This window comes from Arsukibacterium sp. MJ3, from assembly GCF_000987765.1.
Lineage (GTDB): Bacteria > Pseudomonadota > Gammaproteobacteria > Enterobacterales > Alteromonadaceae > Alishewanella.
In genome coordinates, this window is sequence record NZ_LAHP01000004.1 from 121,978 (window position 1) to 144,139 (window position 22,162).

20 protein-coding genes are annotated in these 22,162 nt (G+C 47.4%); 13 read left to right on the forward strand and 7 right to left on the reverse strand.

What is annotated here, in order from left to right; all coding sequences use genetic code 11:
* The first annotated feature begins 9 nt into the window (after positions 1-9).
* Together VT06_RS04465 and VT06_RS04470 are read left to right on the forward strand one after the other, a co-directional pair.
* On the forward strand, positions 10-1,572 hold the full coding sequence (locus tag VT06_RS04465; protein ID WP_046553075.1) for a fumarate hydratase: 1,563 nt from the start codon (positions 10-12) through the stop codon (positions 1,570-1,572).
* Between the two features lie 60 nt (positions 1,573-1,632).
* On the forward strand, positions 1,633-3,657 hold the full coding sequence (locus VT06_RS04470; RefSeq protein WP_046553076.1) for a S9 family peptidase: 2,025 nt from the start codon (positions 1,633-1,635) through the stop codon (positions 3,655-3,657).
* Positions 3,658-3,837: 180 nt separating this feature from the next.
* Here VT06_RS04470 and VT06_RS04475 read toward each other — a convergent pair whose 3' ends face one another.
* On the reverse strand, positions 3,838-4,482 hold the full coding sequence (locus VT06_RS04475; protein ID WP_046553077.1) for a DsbA family oxidoreductase: 645 nt from the start codon (positions 4,480-4,482) through the stop codon (positions 3,838-3,840).
* Positions 4,483-4,742: 260 nt separating this feature from the next.
* On the opposite strand from VT06_RS04475, the gene VT06_RS04480 reads away from it, so the two are divergent.
* From VT06_RS04480 to VT06_RS04495, 4 genes are all read left to right on the forward strand, one after another.
* Positions 4,743-5,855 (forward strand): S-(hydroxymethyl)glutathione dehydrogenase/class III alcohol dehydrogenase, encoded by a 1,113-nt coding sequence (locus VT06_RS04480; RefSeq protein ID WP_200897910.1) that lies wholly within the window; start codon positions 4,743-4,745, stop codon positions 5,853-5,855.
* A gap of 149 nt (positions 5,856-6,004) precedes the next feature.
* A complete protein-coding gene (gene fghA, locus VT06_RS04485) occupies positions 6,005-6,856 on the forward strand; it encodes an S-formylglutathione hydrolase (RefSeq protein WP_046553079.1) in 852 nt (283 codons plus the stop codon).
* A 38-nt stretch (positions 6,857-6,894) separates the two neighbouring features.
* Positions 6,895-7,308: an HIT family protein gene (locus VT06_RS04490; protein WP_046553080.1), complete on the forward strand. Its 414-nt coding sequence runs from the start codon at positions 6,895-6,897 to the stop codon at positions 7,306-7,308.
* Positions 7,305-9,299 (forward strand): bifunctional UDP-sugar hydrolase/5'-nucleotidase, encoded by a 1,995-nt coding sequence (locus tag VT06_RS04495; protein WP_235357358.1) that lies wholly within the window; start codon positions 7,305-7,307, stop codon positions 9,297-9,299. Before VT06_RS04490 ends, VT06_RS04495 begins: the two co-directional genes overlap by 4 nt.
* Before the next feature lie 6 nt (positions 9,300-9,305).
* Here VT06_RS04495 and chrA read toward each other — a convergent pair whose 3' ends face one another.
* Positions 9,306-10,637, reverse strand: a complete 1,332-nt coding sequence (chrA, locus tag VT06_RS04500; protein WP_046553081.1) for a chromate efflux transporter — start codon at positions 10,635-10,637, stop codon at positions 9,306-9,308.
* 11 nt (positions 10,638-10,648) lie between these two features.
* Positions 10,649-11,077: an Lrp/AsnC family transcriptional regulator gene (locus VT06_RS04505; RefSeq protein WP_046553168.1), complete on the reverse strand. Its 429-nt coding sequence runs from the start codon at positions 11,075-11,077 to the stop codon at positions 10,649-10,651.
* A gap of 161 nt (positions 11,078-11,238) precedes the next feature.
* On the opposite strand from VT06_RS04505, the gene VT06_RS04510 reads away from it, so the two are divergent.
* From VT06_RS04510 to VT06_RS04525, 4 genes are all read left to right on the forward strand, one after another.
* On the forward strand, positions 11,239-12,459 hold the full coding sequence (locus tag VT06_RS04510; protein ID WP_046553082.1) for an aspartate aminotransferase family protein: 1,221 nt from the start codon (positions 11,239-11,241) through the stop codon (positions 12,457-12,459).
* Positions 12,460-12,462: 3 nt separating this feature from the next.
* A complete protein-coding gene (gene astA / locus VT06_RS04515) occupies positions 12,463-13,491 on the forward strand; it encodes an arginine N-succinyltransferase (protein ID WP_046553083.1) in 1,029 nt (342 codons plus the stop codon).
* Positions 13,492-13,598: 107 nt separating this feature from the next.
* The gene (locus VT06_RS04520) at positions 13,599-14,402 is read left to right on the forward strand and encodes a DUF1338 domain-containing protein (protein ID WP_046553084.1); all 804 of its coding nucleotides are present in this window, start codon (positions 13,599-13,601) and stop codon (positions 14,400-14,402) included.
* Positions 14,403-14,561: 159 nt separating this feature from the next.
* Positions 14,562-16,013, forward strand: coding sequence for a VCBS repeat-containing protein (locus VT06_RS04525; protein WP_152658974.1), 1,452 nt, complete (start codon positions 14,562-14,564; stop codon positions 16,011-16,013).
* A 14-nt stretch (positions 16,014-16,027) separates the two neighbouring features.
* On the opposite strand, the gene VT06_RS04530 is transcribed toward VT06_RS04525, so the two are convergent.
* Genes VT06_RS04530 through VT06_RS04540 form a run of 3 tightly spaced genes read right to left on the reverse strand, consistent with a single transcriptional unit; the run spans position 16,028 to position 18,255 of the window.
* Positions 16,028-16,423 (reverse strand): CBS domain-containing protein, encoded by a 396-nt coding sequence (locus VT06_RS04530; protein ID WP_046553085.1) that lies wholly within the window; start codon positions 16,421-16,423, stop codon positions 16,028-16,030.
* Between the two features lie 9 nt (positions 16,424-16,432).
* On the reverse strand, positions 16,433-16,783 hold the full coding sequence (locus tag VT06_RS04535; protein WP_046553086.1) for a hypothetical protein: 351 nt from the start codon (positions 16,781-16,783) through the stop codon (positions 16,433-16,435).
* Positions 16,780-18,255 (reverse strand): DUF1538 domain-containing protein, encoded by a 1,476-nt coding sequence (locus VT06_RS04540; protein ID WP_046553087.1) that lies wholly within the window; start codon positions 18,253-18,255, stop codon positions 16,780-16,782. The genes VT06_RS04535 and VT06_RS04540 overlap by 4 nt, the downstream gene beginning before the upstream one ends.
* A gap of 222 nt (positions 18,256-18,477) precedes the next feature.
* On the opposite strand from VT06_RS04540, the gene VT06_RS04545 reads away from it, so the two are divergent.
* The 3 genes from VT06_RS04545 (at position 18,478) to VT06_RS04555 (ending at position 19,960) form a co-directional block, all read left to right on the forward strand.
* Complete coding sequence (locus VT06_RS04545) at positions 18,478-18,873, forward strand: CrcB family protein (protein WP_200897906.1); 396 nt, start codon at positions 18,478-18,480, stop codon at positions 18,871-18,873.
* The gene (locus VT06_RS04550; protein ID WP_046553088.1) at positions 18,867-19,256 is read left to right on the forward strand and encodes a CrcB family protein; all 390 of its coding nucleotides are present in this window, start codon (positions 18,867-18,869) and stop codon (positions 19,254-19,256) included. Before VT06_RS04545 ends, VT06_RS04550 begins: the two co-directional genes overlap by 7 nt.
* Positions 19,257-19,321: 65 nt before the next feature.
* Positions 19,322-19,960 (forward strand): heme-binding protein, encoded by a 639-nt coding sequence (locus tag VT06_RS04555; RefSeq protein ID WP_046553089.1) that lies wholly within the window; start codon positions 19,322-19,324, stop codon positions 19,958-19,960.
* A gap of 425 nt (positions 19,961-20,385) precedes the next feature.
* Here VT06_RS04555 and VT06_RS04560 read toward each other — a convergent pair whose 3' ends face one another.
* Positions 20,386-21,822, reverse strand: coding sequence for a dihydrolipoyl dehydrogenase (locus tag VT06_RS04560; RefSeq protein WP_046553090.1), 1,437 nt, complete (start codon positions 21,820-21,822; stop codon positions 20,386-20,388).
* Positions 21,823-22,162 lie beyond the last annotated feature (340 nt).

Here is a 22,162-nt window from a genome sequence, read left to right on the forward strand (position 1 = left end):
AAAAAAAGCATGACGGTAATTCGCCAACAAGACTTTATCGAGAGTATTGACGATGCATTGCAGTATATCTCGTACTATCATCCGCTGGATTTTATTCAGGCACTGGAGCAGGCATACCATAAAGAGCAAAATCAGGCCGCTAAAGATGCCATCGCCCAAATTCTGATTAACTCACGGATGTCAGCAGAAGGCCAACGGCCCATTTGTCAGGATACCGGTATTGTTACCTGCTTTGTTAAAGTGGGTATGGAGGTGAAGTGGGATAAAACTGATTTAACGGTGCAGCAGATGGTAGACGAAGGTACCCGTCGTGCATATTTAAACCCAGACAACCCGCTGCGCGCCTCTATTGTTGCTGATCCTGCTGGTTTGCGAAAAAATACTAAAGACAATACGCCGGCAGTGGTGCATATCGATTTAGTCGCTGGGCATCATGTTGACGTGATGATCGCTGCCAAAGGCGGTGGTTCTGAAAATAAAACTAAAATGGCCATGTTAAACCCTTCTGACTCTATTGTGGACTGGGTACTGGAAACCTTGCCCAAAATGGGCGCCGGCTGGTGCCCACCGGGTATGTTGGGTATTGGTATTGGCGGTACTGCCGAAAAAGCGGCGGTGCTGGCAAAAGAAGCATTAATGGAGCCGGTAAATATTCAAGAGCTTATTGCCAAAGGTGCCGAGACCGCCGATGAAAAGCTTCGCCTGGAGCTGTATGAAAAAGTGAACAAACTGGGGATTGGTGCTCAGGGCTTAGGCGGTTTAACGACGGTAGTTGATGTAAAAATTAACAGTGTGCCAACTCATGCGGCCAGTTTGCCGGTAGTGATGATCCCCAACTGTGCAGCAACCCGCCATTTGCATTTCCATTTAGATGGCAGTGGCCCGGCCAATATAACCCCACCAAAACTGGCAGACTGGCCACAGGTAACCTGGGAATTGGGTGCAAATGTGCGTCGGGTAAACCTGAATACCATTACCCCGGCAGACGTACAAACCTGGCAGGCGGGTGACACGGTATTGTTAAGTGGCAAAATGTTAACCGGTCGCGATGCCGCCCATAAGCGTATTGCCGACATGCTAAATAAAGGTGAAGGCATGCCTGAGGGTGTTGATCTGCACAACCGCTTTATTTATTACGTTGGCCCGGTTGATGCGGTGCGCGACGAAGTGGTAGGCCCTGCCGGCCCAACTACCGCGACCCGCATGGATAAATTTACTGAAATGATGCTGTCACAAACCGGTTTACTGGGGATGATTGGTAAATCTGAGCGCGGCGATATGACGGTAGAGAGTATTAAAAAACACAAAGCGGTGTATTTAATGGCAGTAGGCGGGGCAGCTTATCTGGTCTCTAAAGCCATTAAAAAATCGAGGGTGGTGGCCTTTGCCGACTTAGGCATGGAAGCCATTTATGAATTTGACGTTGAAGACATGCCGGTAACTGTCGCCGTAGATTCCAACGGTAATAACGTGCATAAACAAGGGCCGGCAATTTGGAAAGCCAATATTGCCGAGTTGGACGCCAAGCTCAGCGCAAAAACACCCGGCGCAAAAACGCGCAACGAACAATAATAAAAACATATCAGCGCTGCCATTACACAGCGCTTTTTTTTGCTTAGTAAAGGAGCGAATATGAAAATCCCATTGTTGCTGTTAGCTGCACTTACCGCGTTACCGGTTCTGGCGAAAGGGCCGTTAACGGTAGAACACCTTAATCAATTTAATAAAATCTCCGCTGTCAGTTTATCAAGCGATGGCCGTTACTTAGCTTACAGCCAAACCAATGGTGGTTTTGCTCCGGCCGATCGTAGCAGTGACATTTACTTAAAAGATTTGCGCGAAAACAGCGAAGCCCGTCGCTTAACACAAAGTAGTTCCAGCGAGCGGGCATTGGCCTTTAGTAGTGACGGCCAGGCCTTATATTTTTTAGCGGATCGAACGGGTACTACTCAGTTATGGCGTTTACCGCTTAATGGTGGCGAGGCGCTGCAGCTGACTAATCTACCTTTACCGGTTGAAGGCTTTAAAGTGGCGGCTGACGGCAAAACATTGGCATTGGCACTGGCTGTATTACCGGGTTGTGCCACCTTACAATGTACTGTTGACGCGAAAACTACAGCAGCTGCGCGCAAAGACAGCGCGCTGGCTTACGACAGCCTGATGGTGCGGCACTGGGATCACTGGCGCGAGCCCTATCGCAGTCAGTTGCATGTTGCGACACTTAACGCAAGCAATGACATGGTGACCGAAGCGAAAAACCTGATTAGCGACTGGGACACCGACATCGCCGGCATAGACGAGGTGGCGTTTACCCCGGATAACCAGCATCTGGTGTTTAGTGCAAAAGCACCAGCCAATGACCAGGCCTGGCAGACTAATTATGATATTTTTCAGGTATCGGTTAATGGCGGTGAAAAAATTAACTTAACCGCAGAGAACAAGGCCTGGGATGCCAAGCCGATATTTTCGACTGATGGCCGTTTTATGGCGTATCTGGCCATGAGCAAACCGGGGGCTGAGGCTGACCGTTTTGGTTTAATGTTGCTGGATATGGTGACCGGGCAGCGTAAAGCACTGGCGGCAGAGTTTGACCGCTCTGTTAGTGAATATCAGTTTGGCAGTGATAACCGCACTATTTTTGTTACCGCTCAGGATGTTGGCCAATATAGCATCTTTGCTATTAACACCAGTTTTGGTGACGTGCGAAAAGTATATGGCAACGGTTATGCGGGTAATTTACAGGTAGCCAGTGACAAACTGGTTTTTACTAACCACCGTTTGGATCTGCCAACCGAGGTATTTCAGATTAGCCTTGATGGCAGCCAGCTTGCCCAGCTCACCGATATTAATGCTGACTGGCGTAAGCAGGTGCAATTTGGTGACTATGAGCAATTTAGTTTTAAGGGCGCTAACGATGCCACGGTGTATGGTTATTTAGTTAAACCGTGGAATTTTGATGCCAGTAAAAAATATCCTATGGCGTTTTTAGTACACGGTGGGCCGCAGGGTAGTTTTGGTAATATGTTTAATGAGCGCTGGAATGCGCAAATGTATGCGGCCAAAGGCTATGCGGTAGTGATGGTCGATTTTCATGGTTCTACCGGGTATGGTCAGGCATTTACTGATTCAATAAGCCGCGATTGGGGTGGTAAGCCACTGGAAGATTTAAAGAAAGGCTATAGCTATATTTTACAGACGCAGCCGTGGATTGATGGTGAGCGGGCGTGTGCCCTTGGTGCGTCTTATGGTGGCTATATGATGAACTGGATAGCCGGCAATTGGCCAACCGGTTTTAAATGTTTGGTAAATCATGCTGGTTTATATGATATGCCAAGTTTTTACGGCAGCACTGAAGAGCTATGGTTTCCGGAATTTGATTTAGGTGGCACGCCCTGGCAAGAGGGCAGTGATTACCAGAAGTTTAATCCGGCGGCACTGGCAGAGAAATGGCAGACCCCGATGCTGGTAATACACGGTTTAAAAGATTACCGCGTACCGTATGCCCAGGGCCTAGGGGCGTTTACTAACCTGCAACGTAAAGGTATTGATTCACGCTTAGTCATTTTTCCGGATGAAAATCACTGGATCTTAAATAAAGATAACCGCGTGCGCTGGTATAACGAAGTGTTTACGTGGTTAGACAAGTACACTAAATAGTAAGTTAGCTTGCTGATGAAAAACTGACGTAAAGAAGGCTGGCTTGAGTTAAACCAGCCGTTGCTGTCCCGGTTGGGCGGAAACGAGCCTAGATTATGCCTTTGCCGGCAGCCAGAATATAGCCCTGTTGCTGGAAACGTTGCAGTAGTGTTGAATTACCACAACGGTGTTAAGAAGAGCTCAGGCTTTTTCGCTGGCAATTTGCTGCAGGCTCGCAGCCAGTTGGGCCGGTTCTTGTGCGCCAGAAATCAAATACTTATTGTTAATAATAAAAGCGGGTACCGACGAAATACCCGCCTGCTGGTAGTTAGCGATATCTGAGTTAACAATGTTGGCATAGTCATCACTTGCTAAAATCTGCATAGCTTGCGTCTCATCTAAACCGGCTGTTCTGGCACAAGCGTTTAATACTTCGGCATTCGACACATCTGCCGCGTTACCAAAATAAGCATCAAATAACGCTAACTTCATTGCCGTGGCTTTTTGCTGCGTATCGGCCCATTTCACCAAACGATGTGCATCAAAGGTGTTACAGGTAAAACGCTGTTGCATTTTTTTAAAATTAAGCCCTAGCTCACTGGCAATTTGCATCATATTACTTTGTGCGGCGCGCATGTCTGCTTCACTTTTGCCATATTTGCGACTTAACGCTGGTAAAATCGGTTCTTGTGGGGCATTTTTATCCGGATTAAGCTCAAAAGCATGCCATTCCAGCTCTACCTCAAGCTCAGGTAGGGTTTGCAGCGCTTGTTCCAGGCGGGCATAGCCGATGGCGCACCAGGGGCAGGCGATATCTGATACTAAATCAATTTTCAGCGTGGTCATGCGGTGGTTACCTCTTCATTCATGTTCAAAAATACCGCTATAGTATCTGGGCAGGGCGGGCAGTTATCAATGGTCAGCTAATTAAGTGTGGTGGCTGGATAGCCTGGTTATATAGTTGTAGGAGGTACAGGCTATTGCATAAATGAAAAACGGCTTTGCATTTTACTGAGTTAACGCTGATATAGAAATAATGCAAAACGCGTTATAGTTAACGTCGTAAATGATAAATTCGCAGCAATGTTTAAGGACATCTTATGAAAATGATTAAAACCCGCGCCGCTGTTGCCTGGGGTCCCGGCCAGCCGTTATCCATTGAAGATGTGGATTTAATGCCGCCACAAAAAGGTGAAGTGTTGGTTAAAATTGTGGCCAGTGGTGTGTGTCATACCGATGCGTTTACCTTGTCGGGTGACGATCCGGAGGGAATTTTTCCGGCTATTTTAGGCCATGAAGGTGGTGGTATTGTTGCAGCAATCGGCGAGGGCGTTACCTCGGTTGCTGTCGGCGATCATGTTATTCCGCTCTATACCCCAGAGTGTGGTAAATGTAAGTTTTGTTTATCCGGTAAAACTAACCTTTGCCAAGCCATTCGTGCCACCCAGGGTAAAGGCTTAATGCCCGATGGCACCACGCGGTTCTCGAAAGATGGCCAGCCGATTTATCACTACATGGGCACGTCAACGTTTTCTGAATACACGGTATTGCCAGAAATTGCACTAGCCAAAATTAACAAAGCTGCGCCGTTAGAAAAAGTCTGCTTATTGGGTTGTGGTGTCACCACCGGTATTGGCGCAGTAATGAACACCGCTAAGGTAAAAGAGGGTGATACTGTTGCGGTGTTTGGCCTAGGTGGTATAGGTTTGTCTGCCATTATTGGTGCGGTGATGGCCAAAGCCAGCCGGATCATTGCCATAGATATTAACGAAGATAAATTTGAAATTGCCAAACAATTGGGCGCTACTGACGTGATTAACCCAAAAAAATTCGACAAGCCTATCCAAGAGATAATTGTTGAAATGACTGACGGCGGTGTAGATTTCTCGTTTGAGTGTATTGGTAACGTTAATGTGATGCGCTCGGCGTTGGAGTGCTGTCATAAAGGCTGGGGTGAATCGGTCATTATTGGTGTGGCCGGTGCGGGCCAGGAAATTTCTACCCGGCCGTTCCAGTTGGTTACCGGCCGGGTATGGCGCGGTAGTGCCTTTGGTGGCGTAAAAGGACGCAGTGAGTTACCAGACTATGTAGAGCGTTATTTAGCGGGCGAGTTTGAACTTGATACTTTTATTACTCATACCATGCCATTAGAGGACATTAATAAAGCCTTTGATTTAATGCATGAGGGTAAGTCGATTCGCACGGTGATTCATTTTTGATTTTTGGCAGATTGGGTCAGGTTGGATTACAACGCCCGCTCTGGCTCGCCACAGCAACTCGCCCTTTGCCTTCGGCAGGGCTCAGACACTCTGTGTCGCCCAGTGCGGGGTTCTAATCCTCTCTGGCCGTCAGCAGAAAGGGATAACCTATGACAACATCAGCTTTAACCAAACTAAGCGAGCAGCTTTGCTTTGGCGGTAAACAGCTTCGTTTTAAACATCAGTCAACAGTATTGAACTGCGAAATGCAGTTCTCCGTGTTTTTGCCGCCGCAGGCTGCAACGACCAAAGTACCGGCGTTGTATTGGTTGTCAGGCTTAACCTGCAACGACGAAAACTTTTCTGGCAAAGCCGGCGCCCAGCGGGTGGCGGCAGAGCTGGGGATAGCACTGATTATTCCGGATACCAGCCCCCGCGGTGACGGCGTGCCGGATGATGAAAACGGCGCCTACGATTTTGGTTTAGGGGCCGGTTTTTATGTAAATGCTACCCGCGAGCCGTTCGCAAAACACTACCAGATGTATGACTATATCGTTAGTGAGTTACCTGCACTGGTTGAGGCTGAACTGTCTGTGTCAGCAGTTCGGGCCATTAGTGGCCATTCAATGGGCGGCCATGGTGCGTTGGTGATTGGTTTGCGTAACCCAGAGCGCTACCGCTCCGTTTCTGCCTTTTCGCCTATTTGTAACCCATTAAAAAGCCCCTGGGGTATTAAAGCATTTAGCGGTTATTTAGGCGACGATAAAAGCCAATGGCGGCATTATGATGCCTCAGAATTATTGAAAAAAACGCAGCAGGCGCTGCCAATATTGGTCGATCAGGGAACGGCAGATAACTTTTATCCGCAGCAGCTGTGTACCGAAAGCTTAATTACTGCGGCAGAACAAGCGGGAGTAAAGGCCGAGATCCGCTTGCAGCAAGGCTATGACCACAGCTACTATTTTATTGCCAGTTTTATTGAGCAGCATTTACGTTTTCATGCTAAATATCTGTTTAGTTAAAACGCTTTCGTGCAACACCCGCTAACAAGGAGTATTACATGAACTACGATACCGACAATATTTTTGCTAAAATTCTGCGTGGCGATATCCCCGCATTTAAAGTGTATGAAGATGATTACAGTCTGGCTTTTATGGATATCATGCCCCAAGCAGAAGGCCACACCTTGGTGATCCCGAAATTTGAAGCTGAAACGCTGCTGGATATACCGGCGGAACACCTTATTCATACCATGACAACGGTGCAAAAAGTAATCTCAGCCTTAAAATCGACATTAGGCGTTGAGGGCGTGATCATGATGCAGCTAAATGGCCAAGCCGCCGGACAAACTGTGCCACATTTGCATTTTCATTTAATACCAACCCATTTATCACAATTACAGCGCCATGGTGCTGAGCAAGGCGATATGGCAAAAATAAAAGCGTTATCTGAAAAAATTCGGGCCGTATTGTGATTAAGAAACCAGTAAGCCACACTGCGGCCGTTATGCTGCTGGCATTGCTGTTGGTAAGCGGTTGCAGTAGTCAACCTAAAACGAACTCAGGTGTTACGCTAAGCATTGTGCATATTAATGACACTCACTCTCAATTTGACGCTACCCCGGCTAAGGTAAAAGGCCCAACGGGTATGCCGCTTTATACCTATATTGGCGGCCATCCACGTTTATTAACCAAAGCACGGCAATTACAACGTGAGGCCACCGCACGTGGCGTTGCGTCACTTTTTTTACACGGTGGTGATGCCTTTAAAGGCAGCGCGTATTTTGAGATTTTTGAGCAGAAAATTAACATTGATATTTTAAATCGCATGGGTATTGACGCTATGGCGCTGGGTAACCATGAGTTTGATATTGGCTTAGATAAACTAGCCGATTTTGCTGAGAATATTAATTTTCCACTATTGGCCGCTAATGTTGATAATACGGCAGAGCCCGCTTTAGCCGCAGTAGCCAATTTAAAAGCTTATCAGCTTTTTGTGCTTGAAGGCACTGAGCTTATTGCGGTTAAAAATATCACCGATACCGCAAATAAAACTGCGGTGGCCGTTTTTGGGTTAGCGCTGGAAAATATGCGCAGCATGGTGCCCGATACCGGCCAGCTGGTGTTTGCCGGTGAGGTTAGCGCAGCACAGGCTACCGTTGATTATTTGCAGGCAAAGGGCATAAACCACATTATTGCGTTAACTCACTTGGGCTATCAACGCGATATTAATCTGGCACAACAAGTTAATGGCATTGATGTGATCGTTGGCGGCCACTCACACAGTTTATTGGGTAATTTTAGCCAATGGTATTTGGGCCAGCAGGCGCCGTATGCCGACAATATCACTAACCCGGATGGTCTTGGCGTTACCTGTATTGTGCAGGCGGGTCAGTTTGCCCAGGCAGTGGGGTTGGCTGAGGTGACATTTGATAATACCGGCCGCTTAACGCAGTGTCAGGGTGAAAACACCCTATTGGCCAGTCGTGACTATTTTACCCTACCACTTCGCAGTGATAACAGCCGCATAGCGGCAACTGAGCAGTTAACAGTAGAGAGTTACATTAACCGTTTACAACGTACCGCGATAACTGAAGAAAACCCAGAATTGCGCCAGGTGCTGAATCAGGTGTATTTACCGGCAGTACGACAGGCGTATGGCGAACAAATCAGCGTCACTGAGCAGAGCATTTCGCATGTTCGTTTGCCGGGAACCGATGGTAGCGATCAGCATGGCTCAGTGTTGGCTGGCCATATTACCGATGCCATGTATTATTGGTTAAATATGCCGGCGGTGCGGGCTAAAACTGGTCGCCAGGTCGATTTTGCCCTGATTGGCGCCGGCAATATCCGGGCTAACCTAGAAGCCGGTGCTATTTATGAAGGGCATATTCGTTTAGAAATTCTGCCATTTGATACGCCGCTGAGCATTGTTACCCTAACAGGTGCAGAGCTTAGCGAGCTGCTACTGCAAGTGATCAACGCCACCTTACCGGCTGGCGCGCATGCTGGAAAATTTCCCTACAGCAGTCATTTGCGCTATATCGCTCAAGAACATGCTAGTGGTCAGGCTGTGTTGCAGCAATTACAGTGGTTAGACGGCGAACGTTGGCAGGACATTGATCCTGATACGAGATACAGCTTGGCCACGACCAATTATCTGGCGAATGGCAATGACGGATGGCAGCGGCTGCAACAAGTACAGCAGCAGGGTACCGATCGGCTGGATCTGATTATTGAGCAGCAACAATTAGCGATTTATCCGGTGAAGCGGGTCGATGCCATCACCGATAGCAGCGGCCAGCAGGCCTTTGTAGCACACTATCAACAAGCGGAGGGTTTGCCGTGTAAAGTAGCGGGTAACGATTGTAAAGTTGCTGCCATTGCCATGATAGATTATTTAAAAGCTACGCCAACGCTGTGGCAACAAGCAAGACCCGCTACTGTCACACTGTTGCGGCGCTGATAACGTTTATTGAAACAGGCTAAGCAATACCCCGGCAGCGGCTGCAAAAACCAGCACCCGCATAATACTGTGCTGAAATTTAAACAGCGCCAGCGCAGCAGCGCATCCCAGCAGTAGTGCTTTTATATCAAACTGGCCGGCAAAGCCTGCTGGCCACAGCACGTAGTAGCCAAAAAACAGCGCCAAATTAACAATAACCCCCACTACAGCCGCGGTAATGGCCGTTAGAGGGCCGGTAAATGCGCTGTGTTGCCGGCTGGCCTCAACCAGCGGTGCGCCGGCGATAATAAATAAAAATGACGGTAAAAAAGTAAAAAAAGTGACAATTGCTGCCGCCATAATACCGGCTTGCAACAGACTATCGGCGCCAAACAATTGCTGGCTCCAGCCAGCCACAAAGCCGACAAAAGTAACTACCATAATAAGTGGCCCTGGCGTGCTTTCACCTAGCGCCAGGCCATCTATCATCTGTAAAGCAGTAAGCCACTGATATTGTTCAACGGCAGCTTGATAAACATAAGGCAGTACCGCATAGGCACCACCAAAAGTGAGTAAAGCGGCTTTAGTAAAAAACCAGGCTAACTGGGTTTGCGTGCTGTGCCAGCCATAGACGGTAGTTAACAGGCCAATTGCTGCCAGCCAGACAATAATGCCGATTGCCACCGCGATGAGCAGTTTGCGCCAGCTAAAGCGTTGCCGGGCAGATACCGCGCTTTGATCATTAATAACGGCTGCAGTAGTTGCCGCCGATGGCGCTGCCACGTGGCTCGCGGGTACCTTTAATTGGTGTGGAAACCACTTCATTAACACTAAACCTGCCAGCGCCGCAGTAAAAATAATCAGTGGAAAGGGCAGCTTAAAAGCGGCAATACCGATTAATGCTAGCAATGCCAGTGCTTGCAAAGCAGGGGTATGTAAGGTTTTTTTTGCCAGGCGCCAGGCAGCAAACAGAACAATAGCAGTAACTGCCGGTTTAATGCCGTACAGCACACCTTGTACCACAGGTACATCGCCATGCACCAAATACAACCAGGCCAGCCCCGATAAGATAAAAAATGACGGCAGAATAAACAGCAGGCCAGCGATAAACGCGCCACGTTTGCCATGCAATAACCAGCCAATGTAGGTGGCTAATTGTTGTGCTTCTGGTCCGGGCAACAGCATGGTGTAATTTAACGCATGCAAAAAGCGTTGTTCAGAAATCCAGCGCCGTTTTTCTACTAATTCCTGATGCATCATGCTCAGCTGCCCGGCAGGGCCACCAAAGCTAATAAAACCCAGTTTTAGCCAGTATAAAAAAGCTTCACGCAAGCTGACTTGTGTTAGGGGCTCTGACATTAAAATGTTCCTTAGCGCTTAAATTTGGTTTCCAGAATAACCGAAGACGTAGTGCGCTCAACCCCTTCTAAATTGCCAATATCATCCAGAATATGGCTAAGCTGCTCAGTATTTTGTGCCTGTACTATGGCAATTAAATCGAACTCGCCGCTAATCGCATACAGCGCGGCGACCTGCGGCAGTTGCTTAAGCTCAATATTGGTACGGGCAGTCAGTTTTTGCCGCACTTTAATACTGACATGCGCCGCAACCAGAGTAGCTAAATAGTCGTCTCCATATTCTACCGTATAACCTTTAATTACGCCGCTTAACTCAAGCTTTTGCAAGCGGGTTTGCACGGTAGAACGCGACACAGTAAGCTGCCGCGCCAGGTCAGAAATACTGGCCCTGGCGTTATATTGCAGTACCGCTAAGAGCTTTTCATCGTCTTTGGTTATCACTTTGCTAACTCCTTCCGTTAAAATGTAATATTTACCTATTAAATTGATAATAATGATACTGCACATTGTTATGGCTAGCGAATATAATAGTTCAATTGTGTAAGCCCCAACCTAAGCTAACGGTATTAACGGGGGCGATAGCTGATAACAAAGAGGTTTATATGCAACCGACCAGAAGTATGTTTGATGATGTAATGGTGCCTAACTATGCTCCGGCGCAAATTATTCCGGTTAAAGGTGAAGGGTCACGGCTATGGGATCAGGCGGGTAAAGAGTATATCGACTTTGCCGGTGGCATTGCCGTGAATTGTCTGGGACATTGCCACCCAGCACTGGTAACGGCCTTAAAAACCCAGGCCGACAAACTGTGGCATTTATCAAATGTATTAACCAATGAGCCGGCATTATTATTAGCCAAAGCACTGGTTGATAGTACCTTTGCTGAAAAAGTGTATTTTGCTAATTCGGGTGCCGAGGCAAACGAGGCCGCGTTAAAATTAGCCCGCCGTGTTGCCAAAGATAAATATGGTGCGGCTAAAGATCAGATTATTGCCTTTAAGCAAGGCTTTCATGGCCGTACCTTTTTTACCGTTACTGTTGGTGGCCAACCAGCTTACTCTGATGGTTTTGGCCCTAAACCTGAAGGGATAGAGCATGCTGAGTTTAATAACCTTGATAGCTTAAAAGCGCTGATAAATGCCAATACCTGTGCGGTAATGGTTGAGCCAATGCAGGGCGAGGGTGGTGTAGTGCCAGCCACCAACGATTTTATTCAAGGCGTACGAGAATTGTGTGATGCCAATAACGCCTTACTGATTTTTGATGAAGTACAAACCGGTGTGGGCCGCACCGGTGAGCTTTATGCTTATATGGCGTATGGCGTTACGCCAGATATTTTAACCACTGCCAAAGCATTAGGTGGCGGTTTTCCGATTGGCGCTATGTTAACCACCACCGAGATTGCCAAACATTTAGTGGTGGGCACGCATGGTTCCACTTATGGCGGCAACCCGCTTGGTTGTGCGGTGGCATTGGCCGCTGTTAATACCGTAAATACGCCAGAAGTATTGCAGGGCGTAACAGACAAAGCTGAGTTATTTAAGCAGGAATTACACCGGATAAATGCTAAATACCGTGTTTTTAGCGAAGTGCGCGGTATGGGTTTATTGATTGGTGCGGTGTTAAATGCTGATTATGCGGGCAAAGCGCGCGATATTATGCTGGCGGGCAGCCAGCACGGTGTTATGACCTTAGTGGCAGGGATGAATGTGGTGCGCTTTGCACCGTCATTGGTGATCCCCGATGCGGATATTATTGAAGGTATGGCCCGTTTTGAGCAAGCTATTGCTCAAGTGGCTGCTCCCATGGCAAAGCAGGCATAATTTATGCTGGTTATCAGGCCCATCACTACTGCTGATTTTGCAGCATTAAAACAAATAGCCATTGAATCTGGCCATGGTTTTACCTCGTTACCGGTACACGATGCTCGGTTATCGGAAAAAATTAAGCATGCCGAGCAAAGCTTTAACGCGGTAGTCGAAAGCCCGGGCGATCAAGGCTATTTATTTGTGCTGGAAGATACAACAACCGGTGAAATTGTTGGCACTACGGGTATTGAGGCCGCGGTGGGTTTGCAAACGCCGTTGTATCATTTTCAGCAGAACACCATAGTGCATCACAGTGCAGAACTGAACGTTATAAACCAGTTAAAAACATTAACACTGTGCAATGACTACACTGGTGCTTCAGAAATTTGTACGCTGTTCTTGCGCGAAAGTTACCGGCGTAATCATGCTGGCCGCTTTTTATCGAAGGTACGGTTTTTATTTATGGCCGAACACCCGCAGCGTTTCGCCAACAACGTTATTGCTGAAATGCGTGGTGCGGCCGATAAAGACGGCCAGCCACCATTTTGGCACTGGCTGCAAAGATTGTTTTTAACCATTGATTTTCCGACCGCTGATCAGCTTATTGGGGTAGGTAAAAAAGCCTTTATTGCGGAACTGATGCCACGCCATCCCATTTATGTTGGTTTGCTACCGGAGTCGGCGCAGCAGGTTATTGGGCAAGTGCATGAAAATACTAAGCCCGCACTGCGGATGTTGGAAAAAGAAGGTTTTTGCCACCGTGGTTATATTGATTTATTTGATGCCGGCCCGACAGTCGAAGCGTCGTTGCAGCAAATAAAGTCGGTGGCGGCCAGCAAAAAAGTGCCGGTTAAGGTCGTTGAAGTGCAGGGCGACGTTACTCTGGCGGTAGCAAATACTGCTATTCAGGGATTTCGGGCCAGCTTTGGCAAAACCGCCCGTTTTGATGAGCAAACGAATACCTTGTTGATTAGCCCAGCGTTAGCGGCGGTACTGGCGTTAAAAGAGGGTGATATGGCACGTTTTATTAATTTAGATCAGAGCTGATAATGGCTGTGCGCCGTAGACTGTTTCATTAATATTGTCCCATTTAAAAATGTTGATAGTAAAATTACTGTTATTAATTGTATAAAAAGACTTAAATCGGAGTAGCTATGCATACTGATGTAAACGCCCTGTTCGCCAACTTATGGCAAGACTATGTTGCGGTAACGCCTTCTGCCAAAAAAGTGCACCAGTTGTTGGGGTCGTCACAGCAGGATGATGTTAGTAATGATCATATTGCCTTACGTACCTTTAATCTGGAGAAAGTAAATCTGGACAAACTGGCAGCGCATTTTTTGGCGCTGGGGTATGAGCAATGTGGTGAATATCACTTTGAAGCAAAAAAGCTGTATGCCCGGCATTATGAGCACCCAGACCGTAACCAGCCAAAAGTGTTTATTTCGGAGCTATTACTGGATAAGTGTTCTGCCTATTTGCGCGATACCATTACCGCGCTGGTAGCGCAAATTCCGGCTGACGCTGTTATTGCCGCCAACTTTTTATACAGTGGCGTTCACTGGCAGCTGAGTCAGGCTACATATGAGCATTTACTGGCCGAAAGTGAGTACGCCGCCTGGGTTGCTGCTTGGGGTTATCGCGCTAACCATTTTACCGTTAGTGTTAATGAGCTGCACAGCTTTAGTAGTTTAGAGCAGGTTAATACTACGCTTAAACAAGCTGGCTTTTTGCTTAATACGTCAGGTGGCGAAATTAAAGGTACGCCAGAGGTGTATTTAGAGCAATCGTCTACTCTGGCCGATTTACAACCAGTACAGTTTAGTGATGGTATTGCTACTATTCCCAGCTGTTTTTACGAGTTTGCCCGCCGTTATCCGCTGGCGAACGGTATGTTGTATAGCGGATTTGTGGCGGCATCTGCTGACAAAATTTTTGAAAGCACCAATGCCCGTTAATTAATACTGTTAACACTAAAAGTAGTGTTATAGATAAGGCCAGCATTACGCTGGCTTTTTTATTATAGGCGTTAACGTGGCTTGCTGCTGTGTAATGGCAACGATATAGTATGGCAGTTTGCCGGGTTGGTGACAGCTGTTAACACAGGGATATTGAACGTGAGAAATCGATGCTGGCTATTATTAGTATTAAGTTTGCCGCTTGGTGCCAAGCAACTTGATAAAATTACCATTGCACTTGGCCATCCGGCAAACGGCAATATTGTACATCTGCCTGCAGCAAAGCAATTGGCCGTTTCTGGTTTTAGTCAATTTGAGCGTTGGTTAACTCTGGTTGATTTAGCCGATTACCGCACTCAGTTAATTAAAATTCCGGATAATGCCCAGTACTTTAGTCAAGCCACAATAGTTACTGGCAACCTTCTACCGCGCCAGGCTGTGGTATTTCTCACCCTTGATGGTATAAGTTGGTATAACCCCGTAAGTGGCAATACTGAGCCGTTGCTGCAAAGCCCTTCAATATACCGGGTGTTAGATAAAAATCGCTTACGACAAACTGATTTTGTGCTGGAACTTGGCGGCCAACAGGCCGACTTTCTAGTAACCGATTTTAGCAAAAGCCACTTATTTCGCCAGCAAGCCGACGGCAGTTTTAGCCAGTACTCATTGAATATCAATGCTGAAGTAACCAGTTGGCGTGACAGCCCCAGTTATGAGCCACGGCGCCACCATGTGGTCGATGTTGATTTAGACGGCAGGCTTGATTTGGCCTTTGTTGTTGGTGGTAAGTTTCAAGTTTTTTATCAACTACCTGATGGTAGCTTTAATACCGAGCCGGTATTGCAAAACTGGCCGGTAGCATTGTCGACTGAACAAGAGGCCGATCAGCGTAATGACGCCGGGCGCAGTTATACCGGGCAGAATATTGATAGTTTACGTGAAATAACCGACATTGATGGCGACGGTACACCAGATTTAGTGGTGAATCGTGAGCAACTGGCCGATGCGCTGAAGCGCAATAACAGTTTTCGGGTGCATTTTGGTGAAAAAACGCCAGCAGGTTTACATTTTAACGCCGAGCCAGATACCTGGATCACCACCGACACGTCACCGATTGATGTGGTTATTGCTGATTTTAATGCCGATGGCCGGCAAGACTTTTATATTCCCAGTACAGATTTTGGCGTAGGTACCATAGTGCGGGTGTTGTTAAGAGGCAGTGCTAAATTAGATATCGACTTTTATTTATTAAATGCTCAGCGGCAATACAATGCCAAACCCGATTTTCAACAAGTTGCCACAATCGATGTTAGCATTAGTGATCTGCGCTACGACATGCCATTGTTCAAACTGGCTAACCTGGAAGGCAATGGCAAGAAAAGCCTGATTGTGGGCGAGGGTGGTAATCAGTTAAACTTTTACGGGCCTGAGCCCAGTCGTCTTTTTAGTCGTCGGCCAGAGCAGGTAAAGCTTAAGCTACCTCGCGATGCCCGAAAAGTACTGGTAGCCGATATAACCGGCAATGGCAAAGACGATGTAGTGCTGCCGTTTGATGCGCAAGATGTAGAGCAGCAGCGTAATCAGTTGCTACTTTTACTAAACAATAATTAGGGCATTAATTCAGCTTAATCAATCAACAATAAAATATCCTTAACCATGTCATCCACGGTAAGCAAGCCCACCAGTTGGTTGTCACTGGTTACCAGCAAGCGTTTTAAGTGATGTTGGATCATTAAGTCAGCTGCATACTTTACCGCCATTTCCTGACTAACGGCCAATGCAGGCTTAATACAAACATCGTAAACATTAATCAGGTCGATATCGCCTTCTTCAGCAATAATCGTCTTTAAAATATTCGTGTAGGTAATTAAACCGTAAGCATCATGAGGCGTTTGGCGGTCGACCACCAGACACTTAATAGTGTGTTTTTTCATCAAACTAAGTGCTTCCCGCAGAGTACTAAACGGCGAAATGCATACTACGTTTGCTACCATCAAATGTTTAACTAATTTAACGGCCATTATTTGCTCCTAGTCGTTTTGCTCGCGCAAGTGTTGTTCAAATTTCATTACCTGGCCCATATCCAAGCCGGTTAAATGATCAATTGATACCGTGAAGGCAATACCACGGGAATTACCCTGATCCAGTAATAAACCTCTCATTTTCTTCAAGATGGGCAAAGACAAGTGTTTGGCAACAACCATTAATAATACCGACTGGCTGCCTTCGAAAGTCATACCAAAAAAAGTTTTGCGGTTTTCACCGCCAATACCCCTGCCAGATAAAATGGTAATACCGGTGGCACCGGCCTGTTTTGCCTGTGCGATAGCCTGTTCTTCCAGATCATCTGGTGCAATAACAACTATTGCCGAAAATTTCATATTGGTTTACTCCTAACCGTACTAAAACGTTCTACTACGATGGCATACAACATCACCGTTATAATTGGAAAAATAGAGGCGAAAGCTATTAAGCCAAAGCCGTCAATTAATACATTACGACCCTCAATGGAACTGGCCAAGCCAATACCCAGTGCGGTTACCAGTGGTACCGTTACTTCAGACGTGGTTACGCCGCCCAAATCAAAGGCCAATGCCACTATGTATTTAGGTGCAAAGGCCGTAAGTACTACCACCAGTAAATAACCAGCAATAATATAATAGTGAATAGAGTCGCCACTAATAATTCGGTAAACGCCTATGGTAATACCAATAGCTACGCCGAAAGCGACAATCAGCCTGATAGCTGAACCTTTAAGTTTACCGCGGGCCGCTTCCTCTGCCTGATTGCCGATAGCAATCAGTGCTGGTTCGGCCATAGTAGTAGCAAAGCCAATCATAAACGCGAATAGTAAAATTAGACTATTAAATCCTTTATTAATCAGCTGCTCTGCCATTAAGGTACCCACCGGAAACAACCCCAGTTTTAGTCCTAAAACAAAAGCATATAGGCCCAATAGTACCATCGCAAAACCCGCCACCACTTTAATGGGGTTGGGCAGAGGTCGGCGTAATATAATATATTGAAAGACTAAAACGACGGCTATCATCGGTAAAATGTCTTTTATCATGGTTGCTAAATCGAGCAGGGCGTTTAATAACCAGTGCAGTTGGCTGGGTGCAGTAGCTGAGAGTGCGATAACAGTGGCACTACTGAAGTTATATACCCAAATGCCATAAAGTTGCACACTGATCATCGGCACCATCACGGCTAAAGCGACTAAGCCAAAACCGTCGGTAAGTGGCTTTCTGCCTTTAATCGAACTGGCCAGGCCCAGCCCTAATGCAGCTACCAGCGGTACAGTAACAATATTGGTGGTGACACCTCCAGAATCATAGGCCAAACCAACAATTTCTGCGGGCGCAAAAAAGGTTACCAGCAATACTATGATATAACCGCCAATCATTAGCCAATGAATGGGCCAGCCTAAAATAATCCGCAGAACGCCTAATACCATTACCGCGCCAACGGACAGCGCCACAATAAGCCGTAATGTTAAACCGTTAACCCGGCCATCGCTGATCTGTTCGGCTTTTTCAGCAACAGCAATCAGTGCAGGTTCGGCAATAACGGCGGCAAAACCTATAGCAAAACCAAAAAACATCAGTAGTGGTAATGAGCCTTTACGGGCAAATTGGTTCGCGAGGTTTTTACCTACCGGAAAGATACTGAGCTCCAGCCCAAGTAAAAACAAGGCGATACCTATGGCAACAATAAGTAAACCAACAGCAATACTGATAGGTTCAGATGGCAGGCTCTGAAATATAACAAGCTGAAAAAACACCACCACCAGCACTATCGGTAATAAGTTTTTTAGTGCGTGAAGCAGTTGATTTAAAAATTGCTGCAGCACTTTGCCTCCGCTAAGGTTGCCAGGGTTAATTATTTTAGTGTATAGCAATTAGCCAACATACCTCAAAGCATATTCAGATTATATAATTGATATATCGCAACAAAACGACAAAAAATAGAACAATTATAACGTTACATGCAGGCAGCGCTCCCTGCTTGACAGCGCAAGCACTGCAAGATAGTGTCAGCGGTATTATCGAACTATTATAAATAAGCAGGCAGTTTGAGCGAACTGGTACAGTCCGGTGGTATGCTGTTAATGCTGGCCCTAGCCTCCGCCTGTGGTGGCATGCTGCGTTATGTTATGTCGGGTATTGTAGCTAAATATTATGGCGTGCGATTTCCACTGGCTACGCTATTTGTCAATAGTAGTGGTGCTTTTACTATCGGTATAATGGCGGCGCTTATCATTAATTTTTCTGCTGTTGCCAACATCGACTATATTATCGTCAGTGGTTTTTTAGGCAGTTATACCACCGTTTCTTCTTTTAGCCTACAAACGCTGGCACTATGGCAAAGCCAGTATTATCGACTAGCGCTGACCAATATCGGTTTGTCGTTTGGCCTTTGCTTAGGCCTGGTTTTTGCAGGTTTTGCCTTGGGTAATTGGCTATGCTAAAGCCAGGCTTGTTATTGGCCGTTGGCCTGGGAAGTGCTATTGGCGCTTTACTTCGTTATGGCTGCTCGTGGTGGTTGGCAACCCCTGTTGATACCTTGCCCCTTGCCACCTTACTGGTAAATGTTATTGGCTCGTTCTGGATTGGCTGCTACGCCAGCTTAACCGGGCCCGGTGGCCGTTGGCAGGTAAGTGATTGGCAAAAACAGTTTATGTTAAGTGGAGTGTGTGCCGGTTTTACCACATTCTCTATTTTCAGCCTTGAGGTAATGCAACTAGTGCAAGCCGAAAAACAGCTATTAGCAGCTGGCTATATGGTGTTATCGCTGTTGTTATGGTTAATGGCTTGTGGAGCAGGGTTGTGGCTTGGTGCGGCTCAAAAATAAAAACATGCTCCGTTGTCTGCTACGCTTCGTATAAGCTTTATATTTATTCTAATTAAGGACGATACGTGAAATTACTACTCTCAATATTTGCTTCTATCTTTTTGGCTGGCTGTTCAGTATTTGGCCAAAGTAATGTCGAAACCGCCCCTTACACCTTATTAAAATCTGACGAAGCACAAAAAATTGAAGTGCGTAACTACGATTCTATGGTAATAGTGTCAACCGATATGGCGGGTGATGGCCGAAATAGCGCCTTTAGAAAACTGTTTAAATACATTACCGGCGAGAACGAAGGCGCGGCCGAAATAGCAATGACTGCCCCGGTAATTATGGATAACCAAGCGGGCAACACGACCAAAAATAAAGGCACTGAAATTTCCATGACTGCCCCGGTGTTAATGAATGCGCAGGCAGGGACGTCTATGATGTCGTTTGTTATGCCAAAAGATTTTACGCTACAAACAACCCCTAAACCTACTAACCCAGATGTGCTGGTTAGTGAGCTTAAAAACTATAAAGTGGCGGCTATTCAATTTAGCGGTACGCTTAGCGAGCGAAACGTAGCCAAACACACAAAAATCTTGGTTGATTGGATAGCAAAAAATGGTTACACGGCAAAAGGTCAGCCAGTAGAAGCTGGCTATAACGGCCCGATTACGTTGCCAATGCTGCGCCGAAATGAAGTAATGATTGAGCTTGAGTAGTAGAGCAGTTGCGCTTTATTTAATTAAGGCCATAATATGTTAGTTATGCGCCGTACCGTTAAGTTAATTCAGTTATCCTTATTAATTAATGCAGGTAAACATCATGAGTAAAGGTCAAGACAGTAAAAAAGACGTTAAAAAGAAACCGCTTTTAACTGCTAAAGAAAAGAAAGCGGCCAAATCGACAAAGAAAAACGATAAAAATGTGTTAGGTCATTAAACCAACCCAGCAATCAATTTTCTGCGGTTTTAAGACCATTATCGTTCGTTACTAATCCTTATTATTACCACGGCAACAGCGGCTAACTGTTGCCTTGTAAGTTCAGCAACCCCATCCTTACAGCATTGTACTGTATCCCAAAACAGTAATTCGCTATATCGCAAAGATAAAAATTCATATGTCAATGAAAATAACGACATGTGCCTCAGGCACCAGGGCCGCAGTCGATACTGCACGGGGGATTGTCGGATTGACGACCCAAGTTCAGGCTGAGATCGCGCAAGGCGGTGCGCAGACCCTCCTCGATAACCGGGTGGTAGAAGGGCATGGCCAGCGCGGTTTCCACATCTATCCCGGACTGTATCGCCCAGGCTAGCAGATGCGCCAGATGCTCAGCCCTAGGCGCAGCCATTTCGGCGCCAAGCAGACGGCCGGTACCGCGCTCTGCATAAAGCCGCAGCAGCCCTCGGTTCTGTCGCAGCACGCGCGCCCGCCCCTGATTGGAAAAATCCACCTCGCCAATAGCGAAGTCGCAGCAGGCGTCCGTCAATTCAGCGAATGACGCGCCAACAGTGGCGATATTCGGATCAGTAAACGCGATGGCGAGCGGCGTGCGCCGCGAGTGAGTCAACGTTTCGGGGAATCGCCCGGCGTTGTCGCCCGCGATACGGCCGTCGTCTGCCGCTTCGTGCAGTAACGGAATGCGGGCGGCGACATCACCGGCGAAAAAAATGTGCCCCGCCTCGGCCTGCATCGTCAGCGGATCGACCTGTGGCATCCCTCGATCATCAAGCGTGAGGCCTGATGCAACGAGGTTTAGTCCATCGAGTACAGGTTGGCGTCCTGTGGCAGCCAGCAGCCAGTCGAACCGCTCTTCGCGGCATTCGCCAGCTTCAGTGAATCGCACGATCACTTCGTCACCCTCACGCGCGATGTTCTGCACGTCTGCATCGGGGTCGAACGGCAGATCTGCGCCAATAGCGGCAGCGGCAGCCTTACGCACTGCAGGGTCGCTTAACTGGCCGACGCTGCCACCCTTGCCGAACAACCGGACGCGTACGCCAAGCCGGTGCAGTGCTTGCGCTATTTCTAAGCCCAGCACGCCGCCGCCAAACACTGCGACAGCCTTTGGCAAATCAGTCCAATTAAACACATCATCGTTGACGATAAGTCGGTTGCCCACCGCATCGAATGCCTTTGGCCGCACTGGCACAGAGCCAGTAGCCACAACGATTCGTGCAGCGTGCAGGGTCTCGCCAGTGTCAAGCTGCAGGGTATGCGGACCTTCGAATCGCGCGCAGCCTTTCAGGCGTTGGGCAGGGTCGATGGCCTCTACCGCGTCCAGTACAAAGCTTACGAAACGGTCGCGCTCGCGGCCAATCCTCGCCATTACCTCGGCGCCGTCGATGCGCGGCGGCGCAACGTGAACACCGAAACCGGCCGCCGTGCGCACAGCTTCGGCGGCCTCAGCCGCCGCGATCAACAGCTTTGATGGCATGCAGCCGACCCGTGCACAGGTGGTGCCATAGGGGCCGCCCTCGATCAGCACCAGATTGTTGGTGTGCTTTCGCGCGGCGCTAAAGGCTCCCATGCCTGCTGTGCCCGCACCGATGATGGCAACATCAACTTCACGTATGGGCATCAGTCTATACGCCAGTCGAGGCGTGATACGGTGATCTTTGGAAGGCGTTCACCGGATTTAAGTTTTCAGTCATCGTCATCTCCTTGTTGTTATTCCTGGTGATTACGTTATTCAATTTACAGTACGCGATGCGCCAGATCTTTTTCCGCGCATCACTGACTGGGCGCATCACTGATTTTTCTCTCGGGTGTCAAACAAGATAGCAGGGTGCATCGCTGTCTGGAATGTCGGGCCGGCTTTAAAAGGCTTACGTTATCAGGCCTTCGAAAAGCTGTCTGTGCTATACCGAACCAATCTGCTTGCCCCAAAGTCATCCAAAGCCATCAAAAGTTATTTGGCT

Bases quoted from the DNA above. Each gene is read 5' to 3' on its own strand.
- VT06_RS04465 (WP_046553075.1), top strand. From the start codon at position 10: ATGACGGTAATTCGCCAACAAGACTTTATCGAGAGTATTGACGATGCA.
- VT06_RS04470 (WP_046553076.1), top strand. From the start codon at position 1,633: ATGAAAATCCCATTGTTGCTGTTAGCTGCACTTACCGCGTTACCGGTT.
- VT06_RS04475 (WP_046553077.1), bottom strand. From the start codon at position 4,482: ATGACCACGCTGAAAATTGATTTAGTATCAGATATCGCCTGCCCCTGG.
- VT06_RS04480 (WP_200897910.1), top strand. From the start codon at position 4,743: ATGATTAAAACCCGCGCCGCTGTTGCCTGGGGTCCCGGCCAGCCGTTA.
- fghA (WP_046553079.1), top strand. From the start codon at position 6,005: ATGACAACATCAGCTTTAACCAAACTAAGCGAGCAGCTTTGCTTTGGC.
- VT06_RS04490 (WP_046553080.1), top strand. From the start codon at position 6,895: ATGAACTACGATACCGACAATATTTTTGCTAAAATTCTGCGTGGCGAT.
- chrA (WP_046553081.1), bottom strand. From the start codon at position 10,637: ATGTCAGAGCCCCTAACACAAGTCAGCTTGCGTGAAGCTTTTTTATAC.
- VT06_RS04510 (WP_046553082.1), top strand. From the start codon at position 11,239: ATGCAACCGACCAGAAGTATGTTTGATGATGTAATGGTGCCTAACTAT.
- astA (WP_046553083.1), top strand. From the start codon at position 12,463: ATGCTGGTTATCAGGCCCATCACTACTGCTGATTTTGCAGCATTAAAA.
- VT06_RS04520 (WP_046553084.1), top strand. From the start codon at position 13,599: ATGCATACTGATGTAAACGCCCTGTTCGCCAACTTATGGCAAGACTAT.
- VT06_RS04530 (WP_046553085.1), bottom strand. From the start codon at position 16,423: ATGGCCGTTAAATTAGTTAAACATTTGATGGTAGCAAACGTAGTATGC.
- VT06_RS04535 (WP_046553086.1), bottom strand. From the start codon at position 16,783: ATGAAATTTTCGGCAATAGTTGTTATTGCACCAGATGATCTGGAAGAA.
- VT06_RS04550 (WP_046553088.1), top strand. From the start codon at position 18,867: ATGCTAAAGCCAGGCTTGTTATTGGCCGTTGGCCTGGGAAGTGCTATT.
- VT06_RS04560 (WP_046553090.1), bottom strand. From the start codon at position 21,822: ATGCCCATACGTGAAGTTGATGTTGCCATCATCGGTGCGGGCACAGCA.